The organism is Acidovorax sp. GW823-FHT05D11 (genome assembly GCF_058795695.1).
The window spans coordinates 5,195,001-5,216,678 of record NZ_CM179502.1 but is presented as its reverse complement, the minus strand read 5'-3'; the positions used below and the strand labels follow the sequence as shown (position 1 = coordinate 5,216,678).

Below are 21,678 nucleotides of genomic sequence, written 5' to 3'. Positions count from 1 at the left end.
ATGCGTTGTGCTCAGGGTTTTCGCCAACGTGTGCATAATTGTTACCCTTGACCATGAACCGACTCGCCTCCATCCTGCCTTCCGCTCAAGTGCTCGTGTGCGTGGACGCCACCAGCAAGAAGCGTGCTTTTGAAGAAGCGGGTCTCCTTTTCGAGAGCCAGCACGGCCTGTCGCGCGCGCTGATCACCGACAGCCTGTTCGCGCGCGAGCGCCTGGGCTCCACCGGCCTGGGCCATGGCGTGGCCATTCCCCACGGTCGCATCAAGGGCCTGAAAGCGCCCATGGCCGCCGTGTTCCAGCTGCTCAATCCCATCGGGTTCGATGCGCCGGACGAATTGCCCGTCGGGCTGCTCATTTTCCTGCTGGTGCCCGAAGCGGCCACGCAAAAGCACCTGGAGATCCTGTCCGAGATCGCCGAGCTGCTGAGCGATTCGGCGCTGCGTGAACGGCTCAAGGGCTGCACCGACGCCACCGAGCTGCACGGCATGATCGCGGGCTGGCAGTCCACGCAGACGGCCTGAGCCGCCTGGCGCCGCGCACGAACGCACGCTCGCACCGTCGCCGATCCACCGTGAAGCCCAATGTCGTCAGCGCCGATGTCCTTTTCGAGGAATTCCGGGGCCTCCTGAAATGGGAGTGGGTGGCGGGGCTGGGCGCCTCCGAACGCCGCTTTGACGAAGTGGCGGTGCGCTCGGCACGTTCCGGGGCCGATCTGGTCGGCTATCTCAACTACATCCATCCGTACCGCGTCCAGATCCTGGGCGAGCGGGAGATCGCGTATCTCGGCAGCGCTTCACCCGATGATTGCAAGCGCCGCATCGCGCGCATCGTGACGCTGGAGCCGCCCGTGCTGGTGCTGGCCGACAACCAGACCGCCCCCGACGCCCTGGTGTCGATGTGCGAACGGGCGCAGATCCCGATGTTCTCCACGCACGAGTCGTCGGCGTTTGTCATCGACGTGCTGCGCGCCTACCTGTCCAAGCACTTCGCCGACCGCACCACCATGCACGGCGTGTTCATGGACATCCTGGGCCTGGGGGTGATGATCACCGGCGAATCGGGCCTGGGCAAGAGCGAGCTCGGCCTGGAGCTGATCTCGCGCGGCAACGGCCTGGTGGCCGACGATGCGGTGGACCTGTTCCGCATCAACCAGACCACCATCGAGGGCAAGTGCCCCGAACTGCTGCAGAACCTGCTGGAAGTGCGCGGCATCGGCCTGCTCGATATCCGCGCCATCTTTGGCGAGACCGCCGTGCGCCGCAAGATGCGGCTGAAGCTCATCGTGCACCTGGTGCGCAAGGAAACCCTGGAGCGCGACTACGAACGCCTTCCCTACGAGCCGCTCACCCAGGACGTGCTGGGCGTGCCCGTGCTCAAGGTCGTGATCCAGGTGGTCGCCGGCCGCAACATCGCCGTGCTGGTCGAGGCCGCCGTGCGCAACACCATCCTGCAACTGCGCGGCATCGACACTTACCAAGAGTTTGTCGAACGCCATCGCCGCGCCATGGAGCGCGATACGGGCGGCTAGCGGCGCTCAGGCCACCGAAACTGGCGCGGCCCATACCAGGGCTCCCGCGCAAGGGCCGCCCCGCCGCGCCGGGAGCGTCCCCCTTAGGGGGAAGACGCCGAAGGTGGCTCAGGGGGGAGTCATTTCTTAGCGCAGTCGGCGCACTGCCCGTACAGCGCCATGGTGTGGTCCTGCACCAGCCAGCCCTTGGCCTTGGCCACGGCTTGCTGGCGTTTTTCGATCTCGGGGTCGTAGAACTCTTCCACCTTGCCGCACGAGGTGCACACGAAGTGGTCGTGGTGCTGGCCTTCGTTGAGCTCGTACACCGCCTTGCCGCTCTCGAAATTGCTGCGGATCAGGATGCTGGCCTGCTCGAACTGCGTGAGCACGCGGTAGACCGTGGCCAGGCCGATGTCCGAGCGCTCCTCCAGCAGCACGCGAAACACGTCCTCGGCCGTCATGTGGCGCTGCGCGCCCTTCTGGAAGATTTCCAGAATCTTCAGGCGGGGCAGCGTGGCCTTGAGTCCCGTGCTTTTGAGTTCGTCGATGTTGGTCATGGCATGGTCTTTCGGGATGCGGCCCCGCCGGGGGGTCGGAGGGCCTGCCGCTACAATGGGGCGATCATATCCTCAGCCCTTTTACCCATGCCCGTCAAAGCCCGTTGCAGCGCCCGCCTGGGCCTGGTCCTGTTGATCGGTGCCAGCGTGGCCGCCCTGGCCGGCTGCAGCAGCCTGGATGGCGCCAGTACCCGCATTGCCAACATTGTCACCCCCTACAAGATAGATGTGGTGCAGGGCAATTTTGTCTCGCGCGAGCAGGTCGAGGCGCTCCAGCCTGGCATGAGCCGCCAGCAGGTGCGAGAGATTCTGGGAACCCCGCTGGTCACCAGCCTGTTCCATGCCGACCGCTGGGAATACGTGTTCACGCTCAAGCGCCCCGGCGAAGATGCCCAGACCCGCAAGCTGACCGTGTACTTCAAGGGGGACGCGCTCGAGCGCTCCGAGGGCGACGAGATGCCGACCGAGACGGAGTTCGTGGCGGCCCTGGGGTCGCGCGGCTCCAAGGGCAAGGTGCCCGTGCTCGAGGCCACGCCGGAGCAGCTGGCCCGGTATCCCGCTTCCCAGCGGCCCCCCGCGTCGCCCACCGCGGCGCCGCTGGAGCCCGCTTCCATCAGCTATCCACCGCTTGAAGCGCCCGCACGGTAACGCCGGCGGGCTGGCGGTGGGCCGTGCCTGGCCCGCCGTGCTTCAACCACAACGTACAGGACACCCATGACAGGGACTTCTTCGCCTGCCGCCCCTTCCACCGCTTCCACGGGCTCCGGCCCCTGCCGTGTCGCCATCGCCGGCGCATCGGGCCGCATGGGCCGCATGCTCATCGAGGCCCTTCGCGCCAGTGACGACTGCGTGCTGGCCGGTGCGCTGGACGTGCCGTCCAGCCCGGGCATCGGCTCGGATGCCACCGCGTTCCTCGGCCATGCCAGCGGCGTCGCCATCACGGCCGACATTGCCACGGGCCTGAAAAACGCCGACGTCCTGATCGATTTCACGCGCCCCGAAGGCACCCTGACCCACCTGGCCGTGTGCAGCCAGCTCGGGGTGAAGGCCGTCGTCGGCACCACCGGCTTCACCGATGCGCAGAAGGCCGAGATCGCGGCGTTGGCCCAGCGCACGGCCATCGTCATGGCGCCCAACATGAGCGTGGGCGTCAACGTCACGCTCAAGCTGCTGGAGATGGCCGCCAAGGCCATGGCCACCGGCTACGACATCGAGATCATCGAGGCCCACCACCGCCACAAGGTGGATGCGCCCTCGGGCACCGCGCTCAAGATGGGCGAGGTGATCGCCGGCGCCATGGGCCGCGACCTCAAGGAGTGCGGCGTGTTTGCGCGCGAGGGCGTCACGGGCGAGCGCGACCCGTCGAGCATCGGCTTTGCCACCATCCGGGGCGGCGACATCGTGGGCGACCACACCGTGCTGTTCGCGGGCATCGGCGAGCGCATCGAGATCACGCACAAGTCCTCCAGCCGCGCCACCTACGCGCAGGGCAGCCTGCGCGCGGTGCGCTTCCTCGCCGGGCACAAGACGGGCATGTTCGACATGTTCGATGTGCTGGGCCTTAACAACAACTAGCCGTCGGGCCAGCCATGGACGCTCTCCACTGGTGGCGCCAGGGCGACGCCGTCACGCAGGGTGCCGCGCTGGTGCTCCTGGCCATGTCCGTGGCAAGCTGGGTGGTCATCGTCTGGAAGCTGCGGCTCATGCGCCAGGCCAGCGCCGACGTGGCCCGCTGCACGGCGGCGTTCTGGCAGGCGCCGTCCATGGACGTTGCTGCACAGCGCCTGCAATCTTTTGACCGCGCTGCGCTTGTCCTGCCTTTGGTTGTTGCTGCGAATTCAATAGCAAATCATGCCGGTCCCACCGGCCAGCCCACGCTGGCGGCGGCAGGCAGCCTGTCGCAGCGGCTCACCCGCGTGCTGCGCGACGCCTTGCACGGCGTGCTCGGGCGCCTGCAGTTTGGCCAGGTGCTGCTGGCCACGGTGGGCTCCACGGCACCGTTCGTGGGGCTGCTGGGCACCGTCTGGGGCATCTACCATGCGCTCACGGCCATGGCGGGCGCGGGGCAGATCACCATCGACCGCGTCTCCGGCCCCGTGGGCGAGGCGCTGGTCATGACGGCGGCCGGGCTGGCGGTGGCGATCCCGGCCGTGCTGGCCTACAACGTGTTCGGCCGCCTGATCGGCCGCATCGAGGCCGACCTGGAAGGCTTCGCGCGCGACCTGCGCGAACTGCTGATCGACACGGCGCCGCCCGCCGGTGCGCGGCCCTGAATCCCGGAGGTCCGTTTTCACCATGGCCTTCGGACGACTTGAACGCACCGCCGGGCCCCAGCCCATGAGCGACATCAACATGACGCCGCTGGTGGATGTGATGCTGGTGCTCGTGGTCATCTTCATCCTCACGGCGCCGCTCATGGCTAGCGCGATCCGGCTGGACCTGCCGCGCACCGAAGGCGCCACGCCCGGCACGGTGCCGCAGTTCGTCACCCTGGTGGTCGATGCCTCGGGCCAGGCCTTTCTTCAGGACGAGCCTCTGTCGCAGCCCGCGCTGGCCGAGCGCCTGCGCCGCATCGGCGCCGAACGGCCCGACACCGAAATCCAGCTGCGCGCCGATGCGGCCGTGCCCTATGGGCGGGTGGTCGAAGTCATGGGCGCGGCGCACCTGGCCGGGCTGCAGCGCATCGGCTTCGTGGCCGAGCCGCCGGCCGCTGGCGCGCCAACGGCCCCTGCCAGGGCACCTTGAAGCCGCCATGCGCCGGAGTCCCTGGGGGGCCGCGCAGGCCGCTGGCGGCGGCGGGCGCGGAACGCAGGGCCTGACAGCCTAAAATCTGCGCAGCGCGGCCTCGCAGCCGCACACCTCTCTCATCCCCGAGCCCTCATGCAAGACAAATACTCTCCCCAAGACGTCGAGCGCGCCGCGCACGACCACTGGACCGCCACCGACGCCTACCGCGTGACGGAGGACACCAGCAAGAAGAAGTTCTACGCCTGCTCGATGCTGCCCTACCCCAGCGGCAAGCTGCACATGGGCCATGTGCGCAACTACACCATCAACGACATGCTCACGCGCCAGCTGCGCATGAACGGCCACAACGTGCTCATGCCCATGGGCTGGGACGCCTTCGGCCTGCCGGCCGAGAACGCCGCGCTCAAGAACGGCGTGCCCCCCGCCAAGTGGACGTACGAGAACATCGCGTACATGAAGAAGCAGATGCAGGCCATGGGCCTGGCCATCGACTGGAGCCGCGAAGTGGCCACCTGCGACCCCACGTACTACAAGTGGAACCAGTGGCTGTTCCTCAAGATGCTGGAAAAGGGCATTGCCTACCGCAAGACCCAGGTCGTGAACTGGGACCCGGTGGACCAGACCGTGCTGGCCAACGAGCAGGTCATCGACGGCAAGGGCTGGCGCACCGGCGCCACGGTGGAAAAGCGCGAGATCCCGGGCTACTACCTGAAGATCACCGACTACGCCGAAGAGCTGCTGGACTTCGTGACCGGCGACAAGCTGCCCGGCTGGCCCGAACGCGTGAAGCTCATGCAGGAGAACTGGATCGGCAAGAGCGAAGGCGTGCGCTTCGCCTTCCCGCACGATATCCGGGCCGATGACGGCACGCTGATCGGCGACGGCCGCATGTACGTCTTCACCACGCGCGCCGACACCATCATGGGCGTGACCTTCTGCGCCGTGGCGCCCGAGCACCCGCTGGCCGCCCACGCCGCCAGGACGAACCCGGAGCTCGCCGCCTTCATCGAGGAATGCAAGAGCGGCGGCACCACCGAGGCCGAGCTGGCCACGCAGGAAAAGAAGGGCCAACCCACGGGCCTGTTCGTCACGCACCCGCTGACGGAGGAAAAGGTCGAGGTCTGGGTCGGCAACTACGTGCTCATGGGCTATGGCGACGGCGCCGTGATGGGCGTGCCCGCGCACGACGAGCGCGACTTCGCCTTCGCCCTCAAGTACAACCTGGAGATCAAGCAGGTGGTGCTGGTCGATGGCGAGCACTTCGACTACCACCAGTGGAACGACTGGTACGGCGACAAGCAGCGCGGCGTCACCATCAACTCCGACAGCTTCAGCGGCCTGGGCTACAAGGAAGCCGTCACCGCCGTGGCCCACGCGCTGCAGGCCAAGGGCCTGGGCGAGACCAAGACCACCTGGCGCCTGCGCGACTGGGGCGTGAGCCGCCAGCGCTACTGGGGCACGCCCATCCCGATCATCCATTGCGATGAGCACGGCGCCGTGCCCGTGCCCGAGAAGGACCTGCCGGTGGTGCTGCCCACCGACTGCGTGCCCGATGGTTCGGGCAACCCGCTGCACAAGCACGAAGGTTTCCATGCTGGCGTGGTCTGCCCCGTGTGCGGCAAGGCCGCGCGGCGCGAGACGGACACCATGGACACGTTCGTGGACTCGTCCTGGTATTTCATGCGGTATTGCGACCCCAAGAATGCCGACGCCATGGTCGCTGGCGGCGCCGACTACTGGATGCCGATGGACCAGTACATCGGTGGTATCGAACACGCCATCCTGCACCTCTTGTACGCGCGCTTCTGGACCAAGGTCATGCGCGACCTGGGGCTGGTCAAGGTGGACGAGCCCTTCACCAAGCTGCTCACGCAAGGCATGGTGCTCAACCACATCTACAGCCGCCGCACCGCCAAGGGCGGAAAGGACTACTTCTGGCCACACGATGTGGAGCATGTGCTGGACGAAGGCGGCAAGATCGTTGGCGCCAGGCTCAAGAACGAAGCCACCAGCGGTGACGGCCTGTTGCCGGCGGGCACGCCCATCGACTACGAGGGCGTGGGCACCATGTCCAAGTCCAAGAACAACGGCGTGGACCCGCAGGACCTCATCGAGAAGTACGGCGCCGACACCGCGCGCCTGTACACCATGTTCACCGCCCCGCCCGAGGCCACGCTGGAGTGGAACGACGCGGCCGTGGAGGGCAGCTACCGTTTCCTGCGCCGCGTGTGGAATTTCGGCTTCAAGCTCTCCGCCATGGACATGCAAGCCGCCAGCGCCAGCGTGGCAAGCGCCAGCAGCCTGAAGGAGGTGGAATTCGGCAAGGAAGCCAAGGCCCTGCGGCTGGAGATCCACACCGTGCTCAAGCAGGTGGACTACGACTACCAGCGCATGCAGTACAACACCGTGGTGTCGGGCGCGATGAAGATGATCAACGCGCTCGAGGACTTCAAGGCCACGGAGTCGGCCGGCGCCCAGGTGGCGCTGATCGAAGGCTTTGGCATCCTGCTGCGCGTGCTGTACCCGGCCACGCCCCACATCGCGCACAGCCTGTGGAGCAGCCTGGGCTACGCGGGCCACCTGGGCGATCTGCTGGATGCGCCCTGGCCCCAGGTGGATGCGAACGCGCTGGTGCAGGACGAGATCGAGCTCATGCTGCAGGTCAATGGCAAGCTGCGCGGCTCCATCCACGTGCCGGCGCAGGCCGACAAGGCAGCGATCGAGCGCATCGCCCTGGCCAGCGAGGCGTTCACGGCACATGCCGCGGGCGCAGCGCCCAAGCGGGTGATCGTGGTGCCTGGCCGCCTCGTGAACGTGGTGGTGTGAAATGAAGCGACACCTCCCTGAGGCGCTGCGCGCCGGGGCGGCCCCGGTGCGGCGCCTGCTGGCCTGGGCCGGGCCAGTGCCACGGGTTGTGGGTGGCGCGAACGCAATGGATAACTGAAATGCAAAGACGCACACTGCTCTTCATCGCGCCCGCGGCCCTGCTGTCGGCCTGCGGTTTTCGCTTGCGGGGCGTGCCGGAGTTCGGGTTCGACTCGCTCTACATCGCGGCCCCCGCGGGCTCGCCGCTGGCGCGGGAGCTGCAGCGCACGCTGGACGGGTCGGGCAGCAAGCTGCAGGTGCTGCGCGACCCGGCGGCCCTGCCCACCGCCGAGGCCATCCTGGACCTGCTGCAGGAGCAGCAGGAGCGCGTGGTGGTGGGGCTCAACGCCTCGGGCCAGGTGCGCGAGCTGCAGTTGCGGCTGCGCATCCGCTTCAGGCTCCGGACCCCGGCGGGCACCGAACTGATCCCTGACACCGAACTGCTGCAGCAGCGCGACATCAGCTACAACGAAACCATCGCCCTGGCCAAGGAGGCCGAAGAGGCGCTGCTGTACCGCAACATGCGGACCGACCTGGTGCAGCAGCTGATGCGCCGGCTGGCCGCCGTGAAGCGGTAGCCGGGGGCGGCGACGCCAGCGGCCGGGCCAGGCCCGCTCCACGGCGTCCCGCGCGGGGGCGCGCGCCCGTTTCAGGAAGCGCTACGGAGCGCCGCCTGCGGGGCGCGCAGGTCCGATGGCACGCGCATCAGCGTGCTCTTGCCGAACAGCGACTCCACCAGGTCCACGGCCAGCACGGCGGTGCGGTTGCGCACGTCCAGCGCGGGGTTGAGCTCCACGATGTCCAGCGACGCCAGGCGGCCGCTGTCGGCGATCATCTCCATGCACAGCTGGGCCTCGCGGTAGGTGGGGCCGCCGGGCACCGTGGTGCCCACGCCGGGCGCGATGTCCGGGTCCAGGAAATCCACGTCGAAGCTCACGTGCAGGTGGGTGTCGGCATCCAGCCCGGCCAGCGCCTGCTGCATGGTCTGGCGCATGCCCACCTCGTCGATGTAGCGCATGTCGAAGACTTCCAGGCCCTGCTCGTGCACGAAGCGTTTTTCGCCTTCGTCCACGCTGCGGATGCCGATCTGGCGGATCTGGCCGGGGTGCAGCGCGGGGCCTCCGCCGGGCATCCGGGCCAACTGCGTCAGCTCCTTCGGCCCAAAGCCGCACAGGCAGGCCACGGGCATGCCGTGCACATTGCCGCTGGGCGTGAGGGCGCTGGTGTTGAAGTCGGCATGCGCATCAAGCCACAGCACGCGCAGCTTCCTGCCGGTCTCCGCGCAATGCCGCGCCACGGCGCTGATGCTGCCCAGGCCCAGGCAGTGGTCGCCGCCCATCAGGATGGGCAGGTGGCCGCGCCGCAATTCGGCATACACCGCATCGAACACGAGCTGGTTCCACTCCACGACTTCGGGCAGGTGGCGGTAGCCTTGCTGCGGGGGCTGCCAGGGATTGGCCGGCCCGCTCAGGTTGCCCCGGTCGAACACCCGCAGGCCGTGGCTTTCCAGCGCCGGCTGCAGCCCGGCCACGCGCAGGGCCTCGGGGCCCATGGAGGCGCCGCGCGCGCCCGCTCCCACGTCGGTGGGGGCGCCCAGGAGGCTGATGGATGGCGCGGGGAGGGGCGGGGTGGAGGTCATGGTGCGAGGCCTTGGTGGGGAACGGACGGTGCCGGGCGCGCCCGGGGTGCTGGGTGCCCGTGTGGGTGGCGGGGTGATTGTCGGGGCGGGGAGCGCCAATGAAAAGCAGGACAGCTGCGCAATCGGGTGCGTGTACCGTGCAATCTGCAGGCCTGTGCTGGCGATCTGCGGGGTTTTCTGTGCCCCTGGCCTCCTGGTGCGCCAGGGTGTCAGGGCAAGGGGATAAACTTTGCCGCATGCAAGTCGCCCTGGCCCAACTCTCCACGCATCTCCAACGGGGCCTGTCGCCGCTCTACGTGCTGCATGGCGACGAGCCCCTGCTGCAGCAGGAGGCGGCCGACGCCATCCGCGCCACGGCCCGTGCGCAGGGCTATACCGAGCGCAGTTCCTACACGGTGGCGGGCGCGCACTTCGACTGGAGCGCGGTGCTGGCGGCGGGCGGCTCGCTCAGCCTGTTCGCCGACAAGCAGATCGTGGAGATCCGCATTCCCTCGGGCAAGCCCGGCAAGGACGGCAGCGTGGCGCTGCAGCAGGTGGCCGAGTCCGCCCGGGGCAACGACAGCACGCTCACGCTCGTGATGCTCCCGCGCCTGGACAAGGCCACACGCACCGGCGCGTGGTTCGCGGCGCTCGAATCGAGCGGCACCTCGCTCCAGATCGACCCCATCGAGCGCGGCATGCTGCCGCAGTGGATCGCACAGCGCCTGGCCGCCCAGGGGCAGCGCGTGGTGGCGGGCGAGGAGGGGCAGCGCACGCTGCAGTTCTTTGCCGACCGCGTGGAAGGCAACCTGCTGGCCGCGCACCAGGAGATCCAGAAACTGGCCCTGCTGCACCCGGCGGGCGAGCTGACGCAGGCCCAGGTCGAGGCCGCCGTGCTCAACGTGGCGCGCTACGACGTGTTCAAGCTGTCCGAGTCCGTGCTGGCGGGGCAGGTGGGGCGCGTGCAGCGCATGCTCGACGGCCTGCAGGCCGAGGGCGAGGCCGAGGTGCTGGTGCACTGGGCGCTGGCCGAGGACATCCGCGCCCTCAAGCGCGTGAAGGACGCGATGAACGCCGGCCGCCCCCTGCCCATGGCCCTGCGCGAGAACCGCATCTGGGGCCCCAAGGAGCGCCTGTTCGAGCGCATCCTGCTCAAGGCGAGCGACGCGGCACTGGCGCGGCTGCTGCAGTCCGCGCACACGGTGGACGGTATCGTCAAGGGCCTGAAGGCGCCCGACTGGCCGACCGACGGCTGGCAGGCGCTGCAGCGCCTGGCGTTCCAGCTGTGCCGGCTGACGCAGGCGGCGCGGTGAGCCGCGCTGCGCCTGGTTCCAGATAAAAATAGCCGCTACCGCTTGTCCATCAAGCGCTGGAAGCTATCAAAATGGTAGTGATGGTCAGGCGGCGTCCAGCACGCCGCGTGCCTTGTCCACCCACATCTCCAGGTTGGCGACAAGATCCTTCTGGCTGAACGAGCAGCTTTCTTCCGAGAACAGCGCGCTGGATTCGAGCCGGTCCAGCAGGCCGTGCAGCACCTCGGCGTAGCGCGGGGGCAGGGCGGCCAGCAGGTCGGTCTGGGCGCGGGCGGTGGTGCTCAGGGCGGACGCCGACAGCGTGCCGTGGCTGAAGGCCTGCAGGGCGTCGTGGACAGGTTGGAGCAGGTGGGCGCGGGTCATGGGCGGCTCTGGAAGCGGGGGATGGCGGCGGGGTGGCAAGGGTAACAGGCGCTCGGTGGGCCGCACAGAGGGTATCTGCGGCAAAATCGCCGGATGAACGCCCTCAACGTCGCTGAATACACGCACACCCTCGGCCAGCAGGCCAAAACGGCCTCTGCGCTGATGGCCAAAGCGCCAGCAGCTATCAAAAACAAAGCACTCAAGGCCCTGGCCCGCCTGCTGCGCGAGAACGTGGAGGCGCTGCAGATCGACAACGCCCGCGACCTCGAACGCGCCCGCGCCGCCGGCCTGGCCGAGCCGATGGTGGACCGCCTGAAGCTCGGCCCCAAGGTGCTGGAGACCTGCGCCGAGGGCTGCGAGCAGCTGGCCGCCATGCCCGACATCATCGGCGAGATCCTGGGCATGAAGCAGCAGGGGAGCGGCATCCGCGTGGGCCAGATGCGTGTGCCGATCGGCGTGTTCGGCATGATCTACGAGAGCCGGCCCAACGTGACCATCGAGGCCGCGAGCCTGTCCATCAAGAGCGGCAACGCCTGCATCCTGCGCGGCGGCTCCGAAGCCATCGATTCCAACAAGGCTCTGGCCAAGCTGGTGCAGCAGGCGCTGGCCGAGGCCGGCCTGCCGCAGGACGCGGTGCAGCTGGTGCAGACCACCGACCGCGAGGCCGTGGGCCAGCTCATCGCCATGCCGCAGTTCGTGGACGTGATCATTCCGCGTGGCGGCAAGGGCCTGATCGAGCGCATCAGCCGCGACGCCAAGGTGCCCGTCATCAAGCACCTGGACGGCAACTGCCACACCTATGTGGACGACCCCTGCGACATCGCCATGGCGGTGAAGGTGGCCGACAACGCCAAGACGAACAAGTACAGCCCCTGCAACGCGAGCGAAGGCCTGCTGGTGGCGCGGGGCGTGGCGGCCGACTTCTTGCCGAAGATCGGCGCCGTGTACGCCGCCAAGGGCGTGGAGATGCGGGGCTGCCCGCAGGCGCTGGCCATCCTGCAATCGGTACAAGGCGCCCAGCTGGTGCCCGCCACCGAGCAGGACTGGAGCGAGGAGTACCTGGCCCCGATCATCAGCGTGAAGGTGGTGGATGGCGTGGACGAGGCCATCGCCCACATCAACCGGTATTCGAGCCACCACACGGATGCCATCCTCACCACCCACCATATGCACGCCCAGCGGTTCCTGCGCGAGGTGGATTCCGCCAGTGTGATGGTGAACACCAGCACGCGGTTCGCCGATGGCTTCGAGTACGGGCTGGGCGCCGAGATCGGCATCAGCACCGACAAATTCCATGCGCGCGGGCCCGTGGGGCTCGAAGGCCTGACCTCGCTCAAGTACGTGGTGCTGGGCGAGGGCGAGGTGCGGACCTGATTTGCTCCATTTTTCATAGCTGGTGGCGCTTGCCAGTAGTGCGCTGACGGCCCATACCACATGAAAATCATCATCCTCGGGGCGGGCCGCGTGGGCCAGAGCGTGGCCGACAGCCTGGTGTCGGAGCGCAACGACATCACCGTGATCGACACGGACGCCGCGCGCCTGCGCGACCTGGAGTCGCGCTTCGACCTGCGCGGCGTGGTGGGCAACGGCATCGAGCCCGCCGTGCTGGCCGAGGCGGGCGCGCAGGACACCGACCTGCTGATCGCCTGCGCCGCGCAGGACGAGACCAACCTGGTGTGCTGCAAGATCGCGCAGCTGGTGTTCAACATCCCCAAGCGCATCGCGCGGGTGCGCTCCACCGGCTTTGACCTGGACACGCGGCTGACCGGACCCGAGGGCTTTGCGGTGGACCGCATCATCTGCCCCGAAGAATCCCTCACGCGCTACATCGGCAAGCTCATCGAATACCCCGAGGCCATGCAGGTGCGCGAGTTCGCGGGGGGGCGTGCCTGCCTGGTATCGGTGCGCGCGCGTGCGGGTGCCCCCATGGCGGGCCACACCATCGGCCAGCTGCGCGAGAGCGACCCCGAGATGGCCATGCGCATGGTGGCCATCTACCGGCGGTTTCCGGACGAGCCGGACCGCTTCGTCGCGTGCGACGGGCGCACCCGCATCGAGCCGGGCGACGAGGTCTTCGTGCTGGCCGCGCAGGAGCACATCGCGAAGGTGCTGGCGGCCCTGCACCGGCCGCAGTCGCAGCCTTCCCAGCCCGTGCGCCGCATCATGATCGCCGGCGGCGGCCGGGTGGGGCTGCGCCTGGCCCGCCAGCTGGCGCAGGCGCCGGGGCGCTTCAACATCAAGATCATCGAGGATCACGCCGACCGCTGCGTCGAGCTGGCGTCGGCCCTGCCTTCCGAGGTGCTGGTGCTGCAGGGCGACACCACCGACGAGGACCTGCTGGGCGACGAGGGCATCGAGGAGGTGGACCTGTTCCTGGCGCTCACCGACGACGACGAGGACAACATCATGTCCTGCCTGCTGGCCAAGCGCATGGGCGCCAGGCGGGTGCTCGCCCTCATCAACCGCCGCAGCTACGCCGACCTGATGCACGGCACGCAGATCGACATCGCGCTGTCGCCCGCGCAGGCCATGCTGGGCGAGCTGCTCGCCTACGTGCGCCAGGGGGATGTGCAGGCCGTGCACAGCCTGCGCCGGGGCGTGGCGGAGGCGCTGGAGATCGTGGCGCGCGGCGACCGCAAGAGCTCGCGCGTGGTGGGCCGCAAGGTCAGCGAACTGGCGCTGCCGCGCGATGTGCACATGGGCCTGATCGTGCGCGGCCTGCCGGATTCGCCCGATGCGCCGCCCGGGGATCTGCGCGAGCCGCAGGTCATCATCCCGCGCAGTTCCACGGTGATCGAGGGCAACGACCACGTGGTGTTCTTCCTGCCGAACAAGCGGCTCGTGCGCGACGTGGAAAAGCTCTTCCGCGTGAGCGCGACGTTTTTTTGATGTCCCCCCCTGAGTTGATTCGCGCCTCCGTGCAGTTGCCAGAGGCACCAGCTCTTCGGGGCCGTCCCAGCCTGCGCAGGCACGCTGGGAGCCCCGGCCCCCAGCCCCCGCTCTCGCAGCGCTTCGCGCTGCGGGCAGGGGGACGCCGCCAGCGCACGCCAGCGAAGCGCCGCCTCTGCGGCGCGGCGGCCCTTGCGCGGCGGCCCTCGCCTGGGCTGCGCCAGTATCGGCAGCTGCATGCGATGCCGGCTGCCATGGACCAAGGACGCCCGTCATGACAGACATGTTTCCCGTCCTGCGCGTGCTGGGCATCCTGGTCATGATCTTTTCGCTGGCCATGGGGCTGCCGCTGGTGGTGTCGCTGTGGACGCGCGATGGCGTGTGGCACGTGTACCCGATCGCCATGGGCGCCACGATGGCGGTGGGGGCGTGGCTCTGGTGGCGCCTGCGCCTTTTCCGCCAGGAATTGCAGCCGCGCCACGGCGTGATGCTGGTGTCGCTGGTGTGGATGCTGCTGCCGCTGTCCGCCGCGGTGCCCCTGATGCTGGCGGGCCACCACATCGGGCGGCCGATGTCTTTCACGCATGCGTACTTCGAGGCGGTGTCGGGCCTGACCACGACCGGCTCCACGGTGCTCAGCGGCCTGGACGCGCTGCCCGTGTCGGTCAATGTATGGCGCACCTTTCTGCAGTGGATGGGCGGGATGGGCATCCTCATCCTGGCGGTGGCCGTCCTGCCGCTGCTGGGGGTCGGGGGCAGCCAGCTGTTCAAGGCCGAAGCGGCCGGGCCGCTCAAGGACGCCAAGCTCACGCCGCGCATGACGGGCACCGCCAAGGGCCTGTGGGGCGTGTATGCACTGTTTTCCGTCACCTGCGGCCTGGCCTACTGGGCGGCCGGCATGGGGCCGCTGGATGCGCTGATGCACATGTTCACCACGGTGAGCCTGGGCGGGCTGTCTTCCCATGACACCAGCTTCGGGTATTTCCAGTCGCCGCTGCTGGAGGCGATCTGCGTCTTCTTCATGCTGGTGGCCAGCTGCAATTTCGCGCTGTACTTCGTGGCCTTCCGCAAGGGCCACTGGGGTGGCTTCTGGCGCGACCCGGAGTTGCGCGCGACGCTTTTCTCGCTGGTGGGCGGGGGGCTGGTGGTGGCGCTGCTGCTGTGGGCCAAGGGGGTCTATGCCCCGCTGGATGCGCTGCGCCACGCGATGTTCAATGTGATCTCGCTCGCCACCACCACGGGCTATGCCACCGTGGACTACCTGGCCTGGCCCGTGTTTGCGCCCGTGTTCATGCTGCTGCTGTCGGGGGTGGCCACCAGCGCGGGGTCGACCGGCGGGGGGATCAAGATGGTGCGCATGCTCATCCTGGCCAAGCAGGCGCGCCGGGAGATGAACCGCCTGGTGCACCCGCGCGCCGTGCAGCCCGTGTGCCTGGGAGGGGCCGTGGTGGACAACCGCGTGATCTTCTCGGTGCTCGCGTTCATGCTGGTGTATGGCGGCACGGTCTTCGGGCTCAGCATGGTCATGCTGCTGACCGACCTGGACCCGGTCACGGCGTTCTCGGTGGTGCTGGCCAGCGTGAACTGCGCGGGCCCGGGGCTGGGCAGCGTGGGCCCCGCGTCCACCTATGCCGTGCTGACCGATTTCCAGATCTGGGTGTGTTCGCTGGCGATGCTGCTGGGGCGGCTGGAGATCCTGAGCTTCATGGCCTTGCTCACCCCCGCCTTCTGGCGCCGGTAGCCAGCGCCCGCCACGGCTCGTGCCGCAGGCGGCTTGCGAATTTCCGGCCCGACCCCAACTCCCTACAATTCATCGCAATCGCTTCCCGAGGGCTTTCCATGGTTCCGCATCTCATCACGGCCCTCACCGGGCCGATCAACGAACTCGAACAGCGCATTCTCGACTCGATGCCCGCCATCGAGCGCTGGTTCCGGCTGGAGTGGATGGAGCACACGCCGCCGTTCTACACCTCCGTGGACATCCGCAATGCGGGCTTCAAGCTCGCGCCCGTGGACACCAACCTGTTTCCCGGGGGCTGGAACAACCTCACCAAGGAGATGCTGCCCCTGGCCGTGCAGGCCGCCATGGCCGCCATCGAGAAGATCTGCCCCGAGGCGCGCAACCTGCTGATCATTCCGGAAAACCACACGCGCAACACCTTCTACCTGGCCAATGTGGTGCAGCTGCAGCGCATCTTCAACATGGCGGGCCTGAACGTGCGCGTGGGCTCCATCAGTCCCGAGATCAAGAAGCCCACGCTCATCGAGCTGCCCAATGGCGACACGGTGACGCTGGAGCCCGTGGTGCGCACCAAGCGCCGCCTGGGCCTCAAGGACTTCGACCCCTGCACCATTCTGCTGAACAATGATCTCTCCGCCGGGCCGCCCGGCATCCTGGAAGACATCCACGAGCAGTACCTGCTGCCCCCGCTGCATGCGGGCTGGAGCGTGCGCCGAAAGAGCACCCACTTCAAGAACTACGAAGAGGTGGCCAAGCGCTTCGGCAAGATGCTGGGCATCGACCCCTGGCTCGTCAACCCCATGTACAGCCAGTGCGATGGCGTGGACTTTGCCGAGGACAAAGGCATGGACAAGCTGCAGACCACGGTGGATGCGCTGCTGACCAAGGTGCGCCGCAAGTACAAGGAATACGGCATCAACGAGAAGCCGTTCGTCATCGTCAAGGCCAACAACGGCACCTACGGCATGGGCATCATGACCGTGCGCGACGCCAAGGAGCTGGACGCGGTCAACCGCAAGACCAAGAACAAGATGGCCATCATCAAGGACGGCCAGCCGGTCAGCGACCTCATCATCCAGGAAGGCGTGCTCACGCAGGAGCGCGTGCACGAGGCCGTGGCCGAACCGGTGGTCTACATGATGGACCGCTACGTGGTGGGCGGCTTCTACCGCATGCATGCCGAGCGCGGCGTGGACGAGAACCTCAACGCCCCGGGCGCGAGCTTCGTGCCGCTCGCGTTCGAGCACAGCACGCACATGCCCCAGCCCGGCGTGCGCCCCGGCGTGAGCGCCCCCAACCGCTTTTACATGTACGGCGTGGTCGCGCGCCTGGCCATGCTGGCGGCCAGCTACGAGCTGGAAGCCACCAACCCGGACGCCGAGGTGTACGACTGAAACGGCGCCTCCGGGAAGCGGCGTGTCTTCTCCGTGTTCTCCCGGAGGGGGCGGGGCCGCCCCTGCGACCAGGCAGCGCCAGTTTCGCCGGGGGATTCCGCGCGGCCTGCCATGTCTGCGCCGGGCTGCCAAGGGCAAGTTGTTGCGTCGCAACATGGGGAGCTCCCCCCAGGCACTTGATCTGCCTCAGGCGCACAATAGCGTTCCCAAAAGTAACGGAACCCGGCAGCCCCTGTGTGCCGGGTGCGGTCAGTGCAAAGCTCCAAATCATCGCTCGCAGCGCTTACGCTGGGCGCCATCGGTGTTGTGTATGGCGATATCGGCACCAGCGTGCTGTATGCCGTCAAGGAGGTCTTCGGGTCCGGCCATGTGCCGTTCTCCCCAGCCAATATCTACGGCATCCTCTCGATCTTCTTCTGGACGCTCACCGTCATTGTTTCGCTGAAGTACGTGGTGCTGGTGCTGCGCGCCGACAACCACGGCGAGGGCGGGCTCATCGCCATGCTGGCGCTGGCCTCCCAGGCCGTCAAGGACAAGCCCCGGCTGCGTGGCGTGCTGCTGGCCGTGGGCATCTTCGGCACCTCGCTCTTCTATGGCGACGGCGTCATCACGCCCGCCATCTCGGTCCTGTCGGCCGTCGAAGGGCTGGAAGTCGTCTCGCCGCATTTCAAGCAGTACGTGATTCCGATCACCCTGGTCGTGCTCTTTTGCCTGTTTGCCGTGCAAAAGCGCGGCACCAGCGGCATCGGCAAGTTTTTCGGGCCCATCACCCTGGTGTGGTTCATCACCATTGCGCTGCTGGGCGTCTCGCACATCGTGGGGCATCCCGAGATCCTCTGGGCGCTGAGCCCGCACCACGCGCTGGGCTTCATGTGGGCCCATCCCGGCACCAGCTTCATCATCCTGGGGGCCGTGGTGCTGTGCGTGACGGGGGCCGAGGCCCTGTACGCCGACCTGGGCCACTTTGGCAAGCGCCCCATCCGCATGGCCTGGTTCGGCGTGGCCATGCCCGCGCTCACGCTCAACTACTTCGGCCAGGGCGCGCTGCTGCTGGCCGAGCCCGAGGCGGTGAAGAACCCGTTCTACATGATGGCGCCCGACTGGGCGCTGGTCCCGCTGGTGATACTGGCCACCATGGCCACCGTGATCGCATCGCAGGCGCTGATCACCGGCGCCTTCAGCGTGACCAAGCAGGTCATCCAGCTCGGGTACCTGCCGCGCCTGAACATCCAGCACACCAGCGTGCGGGACACCGGGCAGATCTACATGCCGCTGGTCAACTGGGGGCTGTTCGCCGCCATCGTGCTGGCCGTGGTGATGTTCCGCTCCTCCAGCAACCTGGCGGCCGCCTACGGCATTGCCGTGACGCTGGACATGCTGATCACCACCACGCTGACCTTCTTCGTGATCCGGTACGGCTGGGGCTACCCGCTGGCGCTGTGCATCGCGGCCACGGGCTGCTTCTTCGTGGTGGACCTGGCGTTCTTTGCCTCCAACCTGCTCAAGCTGTTCCAGGGCGGCTGGTTCCCGCTGATGATCGGCGGCGTCGTGTTCTCCCTCATGATGACGTGGAAGGAGGGGCGGCGGCTGCTCAACGACAAGCTGCGTGCGGACGCCATCGACCTCAAGGACTTCCTGGAGTCGGTGTTCATCAGCCCGCCCACGCGGGTCGAGGGCACCGCCGTGTTCCTCACGGCCGAGACCGGTGCGGTGCCCAATGCGCTGTTGCACAACCTCAAGCACAACAAGGTGCTGCACCAGCAGAACCTGTTCGTGACCGTGCACAACCACGAGACGCCCTGGATCGGGCTGGACAAGCGCCTGCAGGTGGAGCCCCTGGGCCACGACTGCTGGCAGGTGGTGATCCACTACGGCTTCAAGAACGACCCGGACGTGCCGCGTGCGCTGGAGCTGCTGCGCGGGCGGGGCTGCGAGCTGGATTCGATGACCACCAGCTACTTCCTCTCGCGCGATACCGTCATCCCCACCATTGGCAGCGGCATGGCGCCCTGGCGCGAGAAGCTGTTCGCGCAGATGCACCACAACGCCAGTGGTGCGGCGGACTTCCTGCACCTGCCCAACAACGCGGTCGTCGAACTCGGATCCAAGATCGAGATTTGAGCGGGTTGGGGTCTTTTGGGCTTCAAGCGCTTGCTCATCAAGCGCCAATAGCTATAAAAATAATAGCAATCGTGTCCCCCGCCTTTCTGTGGTGGCGCGGCCGCCGGCGGGGATGCGTGGTGCCAGAATCCAGCCCATGCAATTTTTCAAAGACCTGAGCCTGTCGGCATTCACTGCCGGGTTCGTGGCCGTGCTGGTGGGCTTCACCAGTTCGGTGGCCATCGTGTTCCAGGCCGCGCAGGCGTTTGGCGCCACGCCGGCCCAGGTCACGTCCTGGATGTGGGCGCTGGGCCTGGGCATGGGCCTGTGTTCCCTGGTGCCCTCGCTCATCCTGCGCAAGCCCGTGATGGTGGCCTGGTCCACCCCTGGCGCGGCCGTGCTGGCCACGGCCGGCCTGGCCGGGGGCTTCACCATGGGCGAGGCGGTGGGCTCCTTCATGGTCAGCGCCGTCCTCATCACGCTGGCCGGCGTGACGCGCTGGTTCGAGCGGGCCATGGGGCGCATCCCCATGGAGATCGCCGCCGCCCTGCTGGCGGGCGTGCTGGCGCGTTTCGGCCTGCAGGCGTTTGCCGCCGCCCAGACGGCACTGCCGCTGGTGCTGACCATGCTGGTCGTGTACCTGTTTTCCCGCAAGTTCGCGGCGCGGTACGCCGTGGTCGTCACCCTGGCGGTGGCCGTGGTCTTCGTGGCCCTGCAGGGGAAGATGGCATGGTCGGGGGTGCGGCTGGAACTGGCGATGCCCGTCTTCACGGCGCCGCAGTTCAGCCTTGCCGCGACCATCAGCCTGGCGATCCCCTTGTTCGTCGTCACCATGGCGTCGCAAAACCTTCCCGGCGTCGCGGTGATCCGGGCCTCGGGCTATGACCTGCCCATCTCCCGCCTCATCACGCTGACGGGGCTCGCCACGCTCGCGCTCGCTCCCTTTGGCGCCTTCGCGCTGAACTTCAGCGCCATCACGGCCGCGATGTGCATGGGCCCCGAGGCCCATGAGGACCGCCATCGGCGCTACGCGGCAGCAGTGTGTTGCGGCGCACTGTATGTGGCGATCGGTCTCTTTGGTGCGGTCATCACCGGCCTGCTGACCGCATTTCCCTCCGAACTGGTGGTGGCGATCGCAGGCCTGGCCCTGCTGGGCACCATCGGCAACGGCCTGGCGGTCGCCTTGCGCGAGGAGTCGCACCGCGAAGCGGCGCTCGTCACGTTCCTCGTCACCCTGAGCGGCGTGGTCGTTGCCGGGGTGGGGTCGGCCTTCTGGGGCGTGGTCGCCGGCAGCTTTGCGCTATTTGTGCAACAGTACAGGCGTTCGCCGGCCCGGGGTGCGTGAGGCGAGCCCGGGTGAACCGCTGGCGCGGCGGCCGGGCCAACCGGGCGTTGCGGCCATCGTCTTTGCCCATATCTATATAGAGGAGCTAGCTGGCCAGCCTGGCAGCGCCTCTCCTGCTACTTTCGATCCGACACCATGAAACTGCTCTTCATCGCCGATCCCCTGGAAAGCTTCAAGATCTACAAGGACACCACCTTCGCCATGATGCGCGAAGCCCATCGGCGCGGGCATACGCTGGCGGTGTGCGAGCCACGGCACATCACATGGCAGCGCGCAAGCAAGGTGAGTGCGCGGGTGCGCGACATCCGACTGACGGGGAATGCCAGCCCGTGGTTCGAGGCGCAGCCCGAACGCGTCGCCGCGTTGGTGGACTTCGACGCCGTGCTGATGCGCAAGGACCCGCCCTTCGACAGCGAGTATTTCTACGCCACCCATCTGCTGGAGCAGGCCGAGCGAGATGGCGCCCGCGTGTTCAACAAGCCCCGGGCACTGCGCGACCATCCGGAAAAGCTGGCGATCATGGAGTTTCCCCAGTTCATCGGGCCAACCCTGGTCACGCGCAGCGCATCGGACATCCAGCGTTTTCACGCAGAGCACCGGGACATCATCCTCAAGCCGCTGGACGGCATGGGGGGCATGGGCATCTTCCGCGTGGGGCCGGATGGCCTGAACCTGGGCAGCATCACCGAAACGCTCAATCGCGACGGCGCGCAGAGCGTGATGGTGCAGAAGTTTCTGCCCGAGATCGTGGACGGCGACAAGCGCGTGCTGGTGATTGGCGGCAAGCCCGTTCCTTATTGCCTGGCGCGCATTCCGCAAGGCACGGAGGTGCGTGGCAACCTTGCGGCGGGAGGCAAGGGCGTGGCACGACCCCTGACGGCACGCGACCTGGAGATCGGCGAAACCCTGGGGCCCATACTGCAAGAGCGCGGCCTGTTGCTGGCGGGCGTGGATGTCATCGGGGACTGCGTCACGGAAATCAATGTGACCAGCCCGACGTGCTTCCAGGAAATCTTCGATCAGACAGGGTGTGATGTCGCAGCCCTGTTCATCGACGCACTGGAGGCCGCCATGGCGGCATCCCCCCGGTAGAGGGCAATTTTTTGGCTGGATCTTTCCTCGCCCTCCGAACTCATGCTATAGTCGAGGGCTTCGCTACTGAGGCGGTGCTGCAGAGATGCGGGGCGCTGGAGGTTCGGGTGATGATGGGGTCCAGGCCCTGTGGTTGCCGGGGCTGA

At 67.6% G+C, this 21,678-nt stretch carries 19 protein-coding genes; 16 read left to right on the top strand and 3 right to left on the bottom strand.

Annotated features, from left to right (window positions below; translation table 11 throughout):
* Positions 1 to 53: 53 nt before the first annotated feature.
* On the top strand, positions 54 to 521 hold the full coding sequence (locus AC3RCE_RS24010; protein WP_218297861.1) for a PTS sugar transporter subunit IIA: 468 nt from the start codon (positions 54 to 56) through the stop codon (positions 519 to 521).
* A 50-nt stretch (positions 522 to 571) separates the two neighbouring features.
* Positions 572 to 1,528: an HPr(Ser) kinase/phosphatase gene (gene hprK, locus AC3RCE_RS24005; protein ID WP_218297860.1), complete on the top strand. Its 957-nt coding sequence runs from the start codon at positions 572 to 574 to the stop codon at positions 1,526 to 1,528.
* 119 nt (positions 1,529 to 1,647) lie between these two features.
* On the opposite strand, the gene fur is transcribed toward hprK, so the two are convergent.
* A complete protein-coding gene (fur, locus tag AC3RCE_RS24000) occupies positions 1,648 to 2,064 on the bottom strand; it encodes a ferric iron uptake transcriptional regulator (protein ID WP_218297859.1) in 417 nt (138 codons plus the stop codon).
* Between the two features lie 87 nt (positions 2,065 to 2,151).
* Between fur and AC3RCE_RS23995 the strand changes: the two genes are divergently transcribed.
* From AC3RCE_RS23995 to AC3RCE_RS23970, 6 genes are all read left to right on the top strand, one after another.
* Positions 2,152 to 2,712 carry an outer membrane protein assembly factor BamE gene (locus tag AC3RCE_RS23995; protein WP_218297858.1) on the top strand — a complete coding sequence of 187 codons (561 nt, stop codon included), beginning with the start codon at positions 2,152 to 2,154 and terminating at the stop codon, positions 2,710 to 2,712.
* Between the two features lie 156 nt (positions 2,713 to 2,868).
* Positions 2,869 to 3,639, top strand: coding sequence for a 4-hydroxy-tetrahydrodipicolinate reductase (gene dapB / locus AC3RCE_RS23990; RefSeq protein ID WP_492255432.1), 771 nt, complete (start codon positions 2,869 to 2,871; stop codon positions 3,637 to 3,639).
* A 14-nt stretch (positions 3,640 to 3,653) separates the two neighbouring features.
* Positions 3,654 to 4,337 carry a MotA/TolQ/ExbB proton channel family protein gene (locus AC3RCE_RS23985; protein WP_218341788.1) on the top strand — a complete coding sequence of 228 codons (684 nt, stop codon included), beginning with the start codon at positions 3,654 to 3,656 and terminating at the stop codon, positions 4,335 to 4,337.
* 22 nt (positions 4,338 to 4,359) lie between these two features.
* A complete protein-coding gene (locus tag AC3RCE_RS23980; RefSeq protein WP_218341789.1) occupies positions 4,360 to 4,809 on the top strand; it encodes an ExbD/TolR family protein in 450 nt (149 codons plus the stop codon).
* 135 nt (positions 4,810 to 4,944) lie between these two features.
* Entirely contained in the window at positions 4,945 to 7,638 is a 2,694-nt protein-coding gene (gene leuS, locus AC3RCE_RS23975; RefSeq protein ID WP_218297854.1) for a leucine--tRNA ligase, read from the top strand.
* A 119-nt stretch (positions 7,639 to 7,757) separates the two neighbouring features.
* Entirely contained in the window at positions 7,758 to 8,255 is a 498-nt protein-coding gene (locus AC3RCE_RS23970) for an LPS-assembly lipoprotein LptE (RefSeq protein WP_218297853.1), read from the top strand.
* Positions 8,256 to 8,326: 71 nt separating this feature from the next.
* On the opposite strand, the gene rocF is transcribed toward AC3RCE_RS23970, so the two are convergent.
* Positions 8,327 to 9,316 carry an arginase gene (gene rocF, locus AC3RCE_RS23965; RefSeq protein WP_369643631.1) on the bottom strand — a complete coding sequence of 330 codons (990 nt, stop codon included), beginning with the start codon at positions 9,314 to 9,316 and terminating at the stop codon, positions 8,327 to 8,329.
* A gap of 236 nt (positions 9,317 to 9,552) precedes the next feature.
* Between rocF and holA the strand changes: the two genes are divergently transcribed.
* Positions 9,553 to 10,608 carry a DNA polymerase III subunit delta gene (gene holA, locus AC3RCE_RS23960; RefSeq protein WP_492254116.1) on the top strand — a complete coding sequence of 352 codons (1,056 nt, stop codon included), beginning with the start codon at positions 9,553 to 9,555 and terminating at the stop codon, positions 10,606 to 10,608.
* Positions 10,609 to 10,692: 84 nt separating this feature from the next.
* Here holA and AC3RCE_RS23955 read toward each other — a convergent pair whose 3' ends face one another.
* Positions 10,693 to 10,971, bottom strand: a complete 279-nt coding sequence (locus AC3RCE_RS23955; RefSeq protein WP_369643630.1) for a hypothetical protein — start codon at positions 10,969 to 10,971, stop codon at positions 10,693 to 10,695.
* A 93-nt stretch (positions 10,972 to 11,064) separates the two neighbouring features.
* Here AC3RCE_RS23955 and AC3RCE_RS23950 point away from each other — a divergent pair, with 93 nt between their 5' ends.
* The 7 genes from AC3RCE_RS23950 (at position 11,065) to gshB (ending at position 21,532) form a co-directional block, all read left to right on the top strand.
* On the top strand, positions 11,065 to 12,345 hold the full coding sequence (locus AC3RCE_RS23950) for a glutamate-5-semialdehyde dehydrogenase (protein WP_492254115.1): 1,281 nt from the start codon (positions 11,065 to 11,067) through the stop codon (positions 12,343 to 12,345).
* A 60-nt stretch (positions 12,346 to 12,405) separates the two neighbouring features.
* Positions 12,406 to 13,860 carry a Trk system potassium transporter TrkA gene (gene trkA / locus AC3RCE_RS23945; protein WP_218297848.1) on the top strand — a complete coding sequence of 485 codons (1,455 nt, stop codon included), beginning with the start codon at positions 12,406 to 12,408 and terminating at the stop codon, positions 13,858 to 13,860.
* Positions 13,861 to 14,134: 274 nt separating this feature from the next.
* Entirely contained in the window at positions 14,135 to 15,601 is a 1,467-nt protein-coding gene (locus AC3RCE_RS23940) for a TrkH family potassium uptake protein (RefSeq protein WP_218297847.1), read from the top strand.
* Positions 15,602 to 15,699: 98 nt separating this feature from the next.
* Entirely contained in the window at positions 15,700 to 16,995 is a 1,296-nt protein-coding gene (gshA, locus tag AC3RCE_RS23935) for a glutamate--cysteine ligase (protein WP_218297846.1), read from the top strand.
* Positions 16,996 to 17,247: 252 nt separating this feature from the next.
* On the top strand, positions 17,248 to 19,116 hold the full coding sequence (locus AC3RCE_RS23930; RefSeq protein WP_492254114.1) for a potassium transporter Kup: 1,869 nt from the start codon (positions 17,248 to 17,250) through the stop codon (positions 19,114 to 19,116).
* 136 nt (positions 19,117 to 19,252) lie between these two features.
* A complete protein-coding gene (locus AC3RCE_RS23925; RefSeq protein ID WP_492254113.1) occupies positions 19,253 to 20,440 on the top strand; it encodes a benzoate/H(+) symporter BenE family transporter in 1,188 nt (395 codons plus the stop codon).
* Positions 20,441 to 20,575: 135 nt separating this feature from the next.
* Positions 20,576 to 21,532, top strand: a complete 957-nt coding sequence (gene gshB, locus AC3RCE_RS23920) for a glutathione synthase (protein WP_492254112.1) — start codon at positions 20,576 to 20,578, stop codon at positions 21,530 to 21,532.
* The last annotated feature ends 146 nt before the right edge of the window (positions 21,533 to 21,678 follow it).

What these genes read in the sequence shown, in the direction of transcription:
- AC3RCE_RS24010 (WP_218297861.1), top strand. Translation starts at nt 54, where the DNA reads ATGAACCGACTCGCCTCCATCCTGCCTTCCGCTCAAGTGCTCGTGTGC.
- fur (WP_218297859.1), bottom strand. Translation starts at nt 2,064, where the DNA reads ATGACCAACATCGACGAACTCAAAAGCACGGGACTCAAGGCCACGCTG.
- AC3RCE_RS23995 (WP_218297858.1), top strand. Translation starts at nt 2,152, where the DNA reads ATGCCCGTCAAAGCCCGTTGCAGCGCCCGCCTGGGCCTGGTCCTGTTG.
- dapB (WP_492255432.1), top strand. Translation starts at nt 2,869, where the DNA reads ATGGGCCGCATGCTCATCGAGGCCCTTCGCGCCAGTGACGACTGCGTG.
- AC3RCE_RS23985 (WP_218341788.1), top strand. Translation starts at nt 3,654, where the DNA reads ATGGACGCTCTCCACTGGTGGCGCCAGGGCGACGCCGTCACGCAGGGT.
- AC3RCE_RS23980 (WP_218341789.1), top strand. Translation starts at nt 4,360, where the DNA reads ATGGCCTTCGGACGACTTGAACGCACCGCCGGGCCCCAGCCCATGAGC.
- leuS (WP_218297854.1), top strand. Translation starts at nt 4,945, where the DNA reads ATGCAAGACAAATACTCTCCCCAAGACGTCGAGCGCGCCGCGCACGAC.
- AC3RCE_RS23970 (WP_218297853.1), top strand. Translation starts at nt 7,758, where the DNA reads ATGCAAAGACGCACACTGCTCTTCATCGCGCCCGCGGCCCTGCTGTCG.
- rocF (WP_369643631.1), bottom strand. Translation starts at nt 9,316, where the DNA reads ATGACCTCCACCCCGCCCCTCCCCGCGCCATCCATCAGCCTCCTGGGC.
- holA (WP_492254116.1), top strand. Translation starts at nt 9,553, where the DNA reads ATGCAAGTCGCCCTGGCCCAACTCTCCACGCATCTCCAACGGGGCCTG.
- AC3RCE_RS23955 (WP_369643630.1), bottom strand. Translation starts at nt 10,971, where the DNA reads ATGACCCGCGCCCACCTGCTCCAACCTGTCCACGACGCCCTGCAGGCC.
- AC3RCE_RS23950 (WP_492254115.1), top strand. Translation starts at nt 11,065, where the DNA reads ATGAACGCCCTCAACGTCGCTGAATACACGCACACCCTCGGCCAGCAG.
- trkA (WP_218297848.1), top strand. Translation starts at nt 12,406, where the DNA reads ATGAAAATCATCATCCTCGGGGCGGGCCGCGTGGGCCAGAGCGTGGCC.
- AC3RCE_RS23940 (WP_218297847.1), top strand. Translation starts at nt 14,135, where the DNA reads ATGACAGACATGTTTCCCGTCCTGCGCGTGCTGGGCATCCTGGTCATG.
- gshA (WP_218297846.1), top strand. Translation starts at nt 15,700, where the DNA reads ATGGTTCCGCATCTCATCACGGCCCTCACCGGGCCGATCAACGAACTC.
- AC3RCE_RS23925 (WP_492254113.1), top strand. Translation starts at nt 19,253, where the DNA reads ATGCAATTTTTCAAAGACCTGAGCCTGTCGGCATTCACTGCCGGGTTC.
- gshB (WP_492254112.1), top strand. Translation starts at nt 20,576, where the DNA reads ATGAAACTGCTCTTCATCGCCGATCCCCTGGAAAGCTTCAAGATCTAC.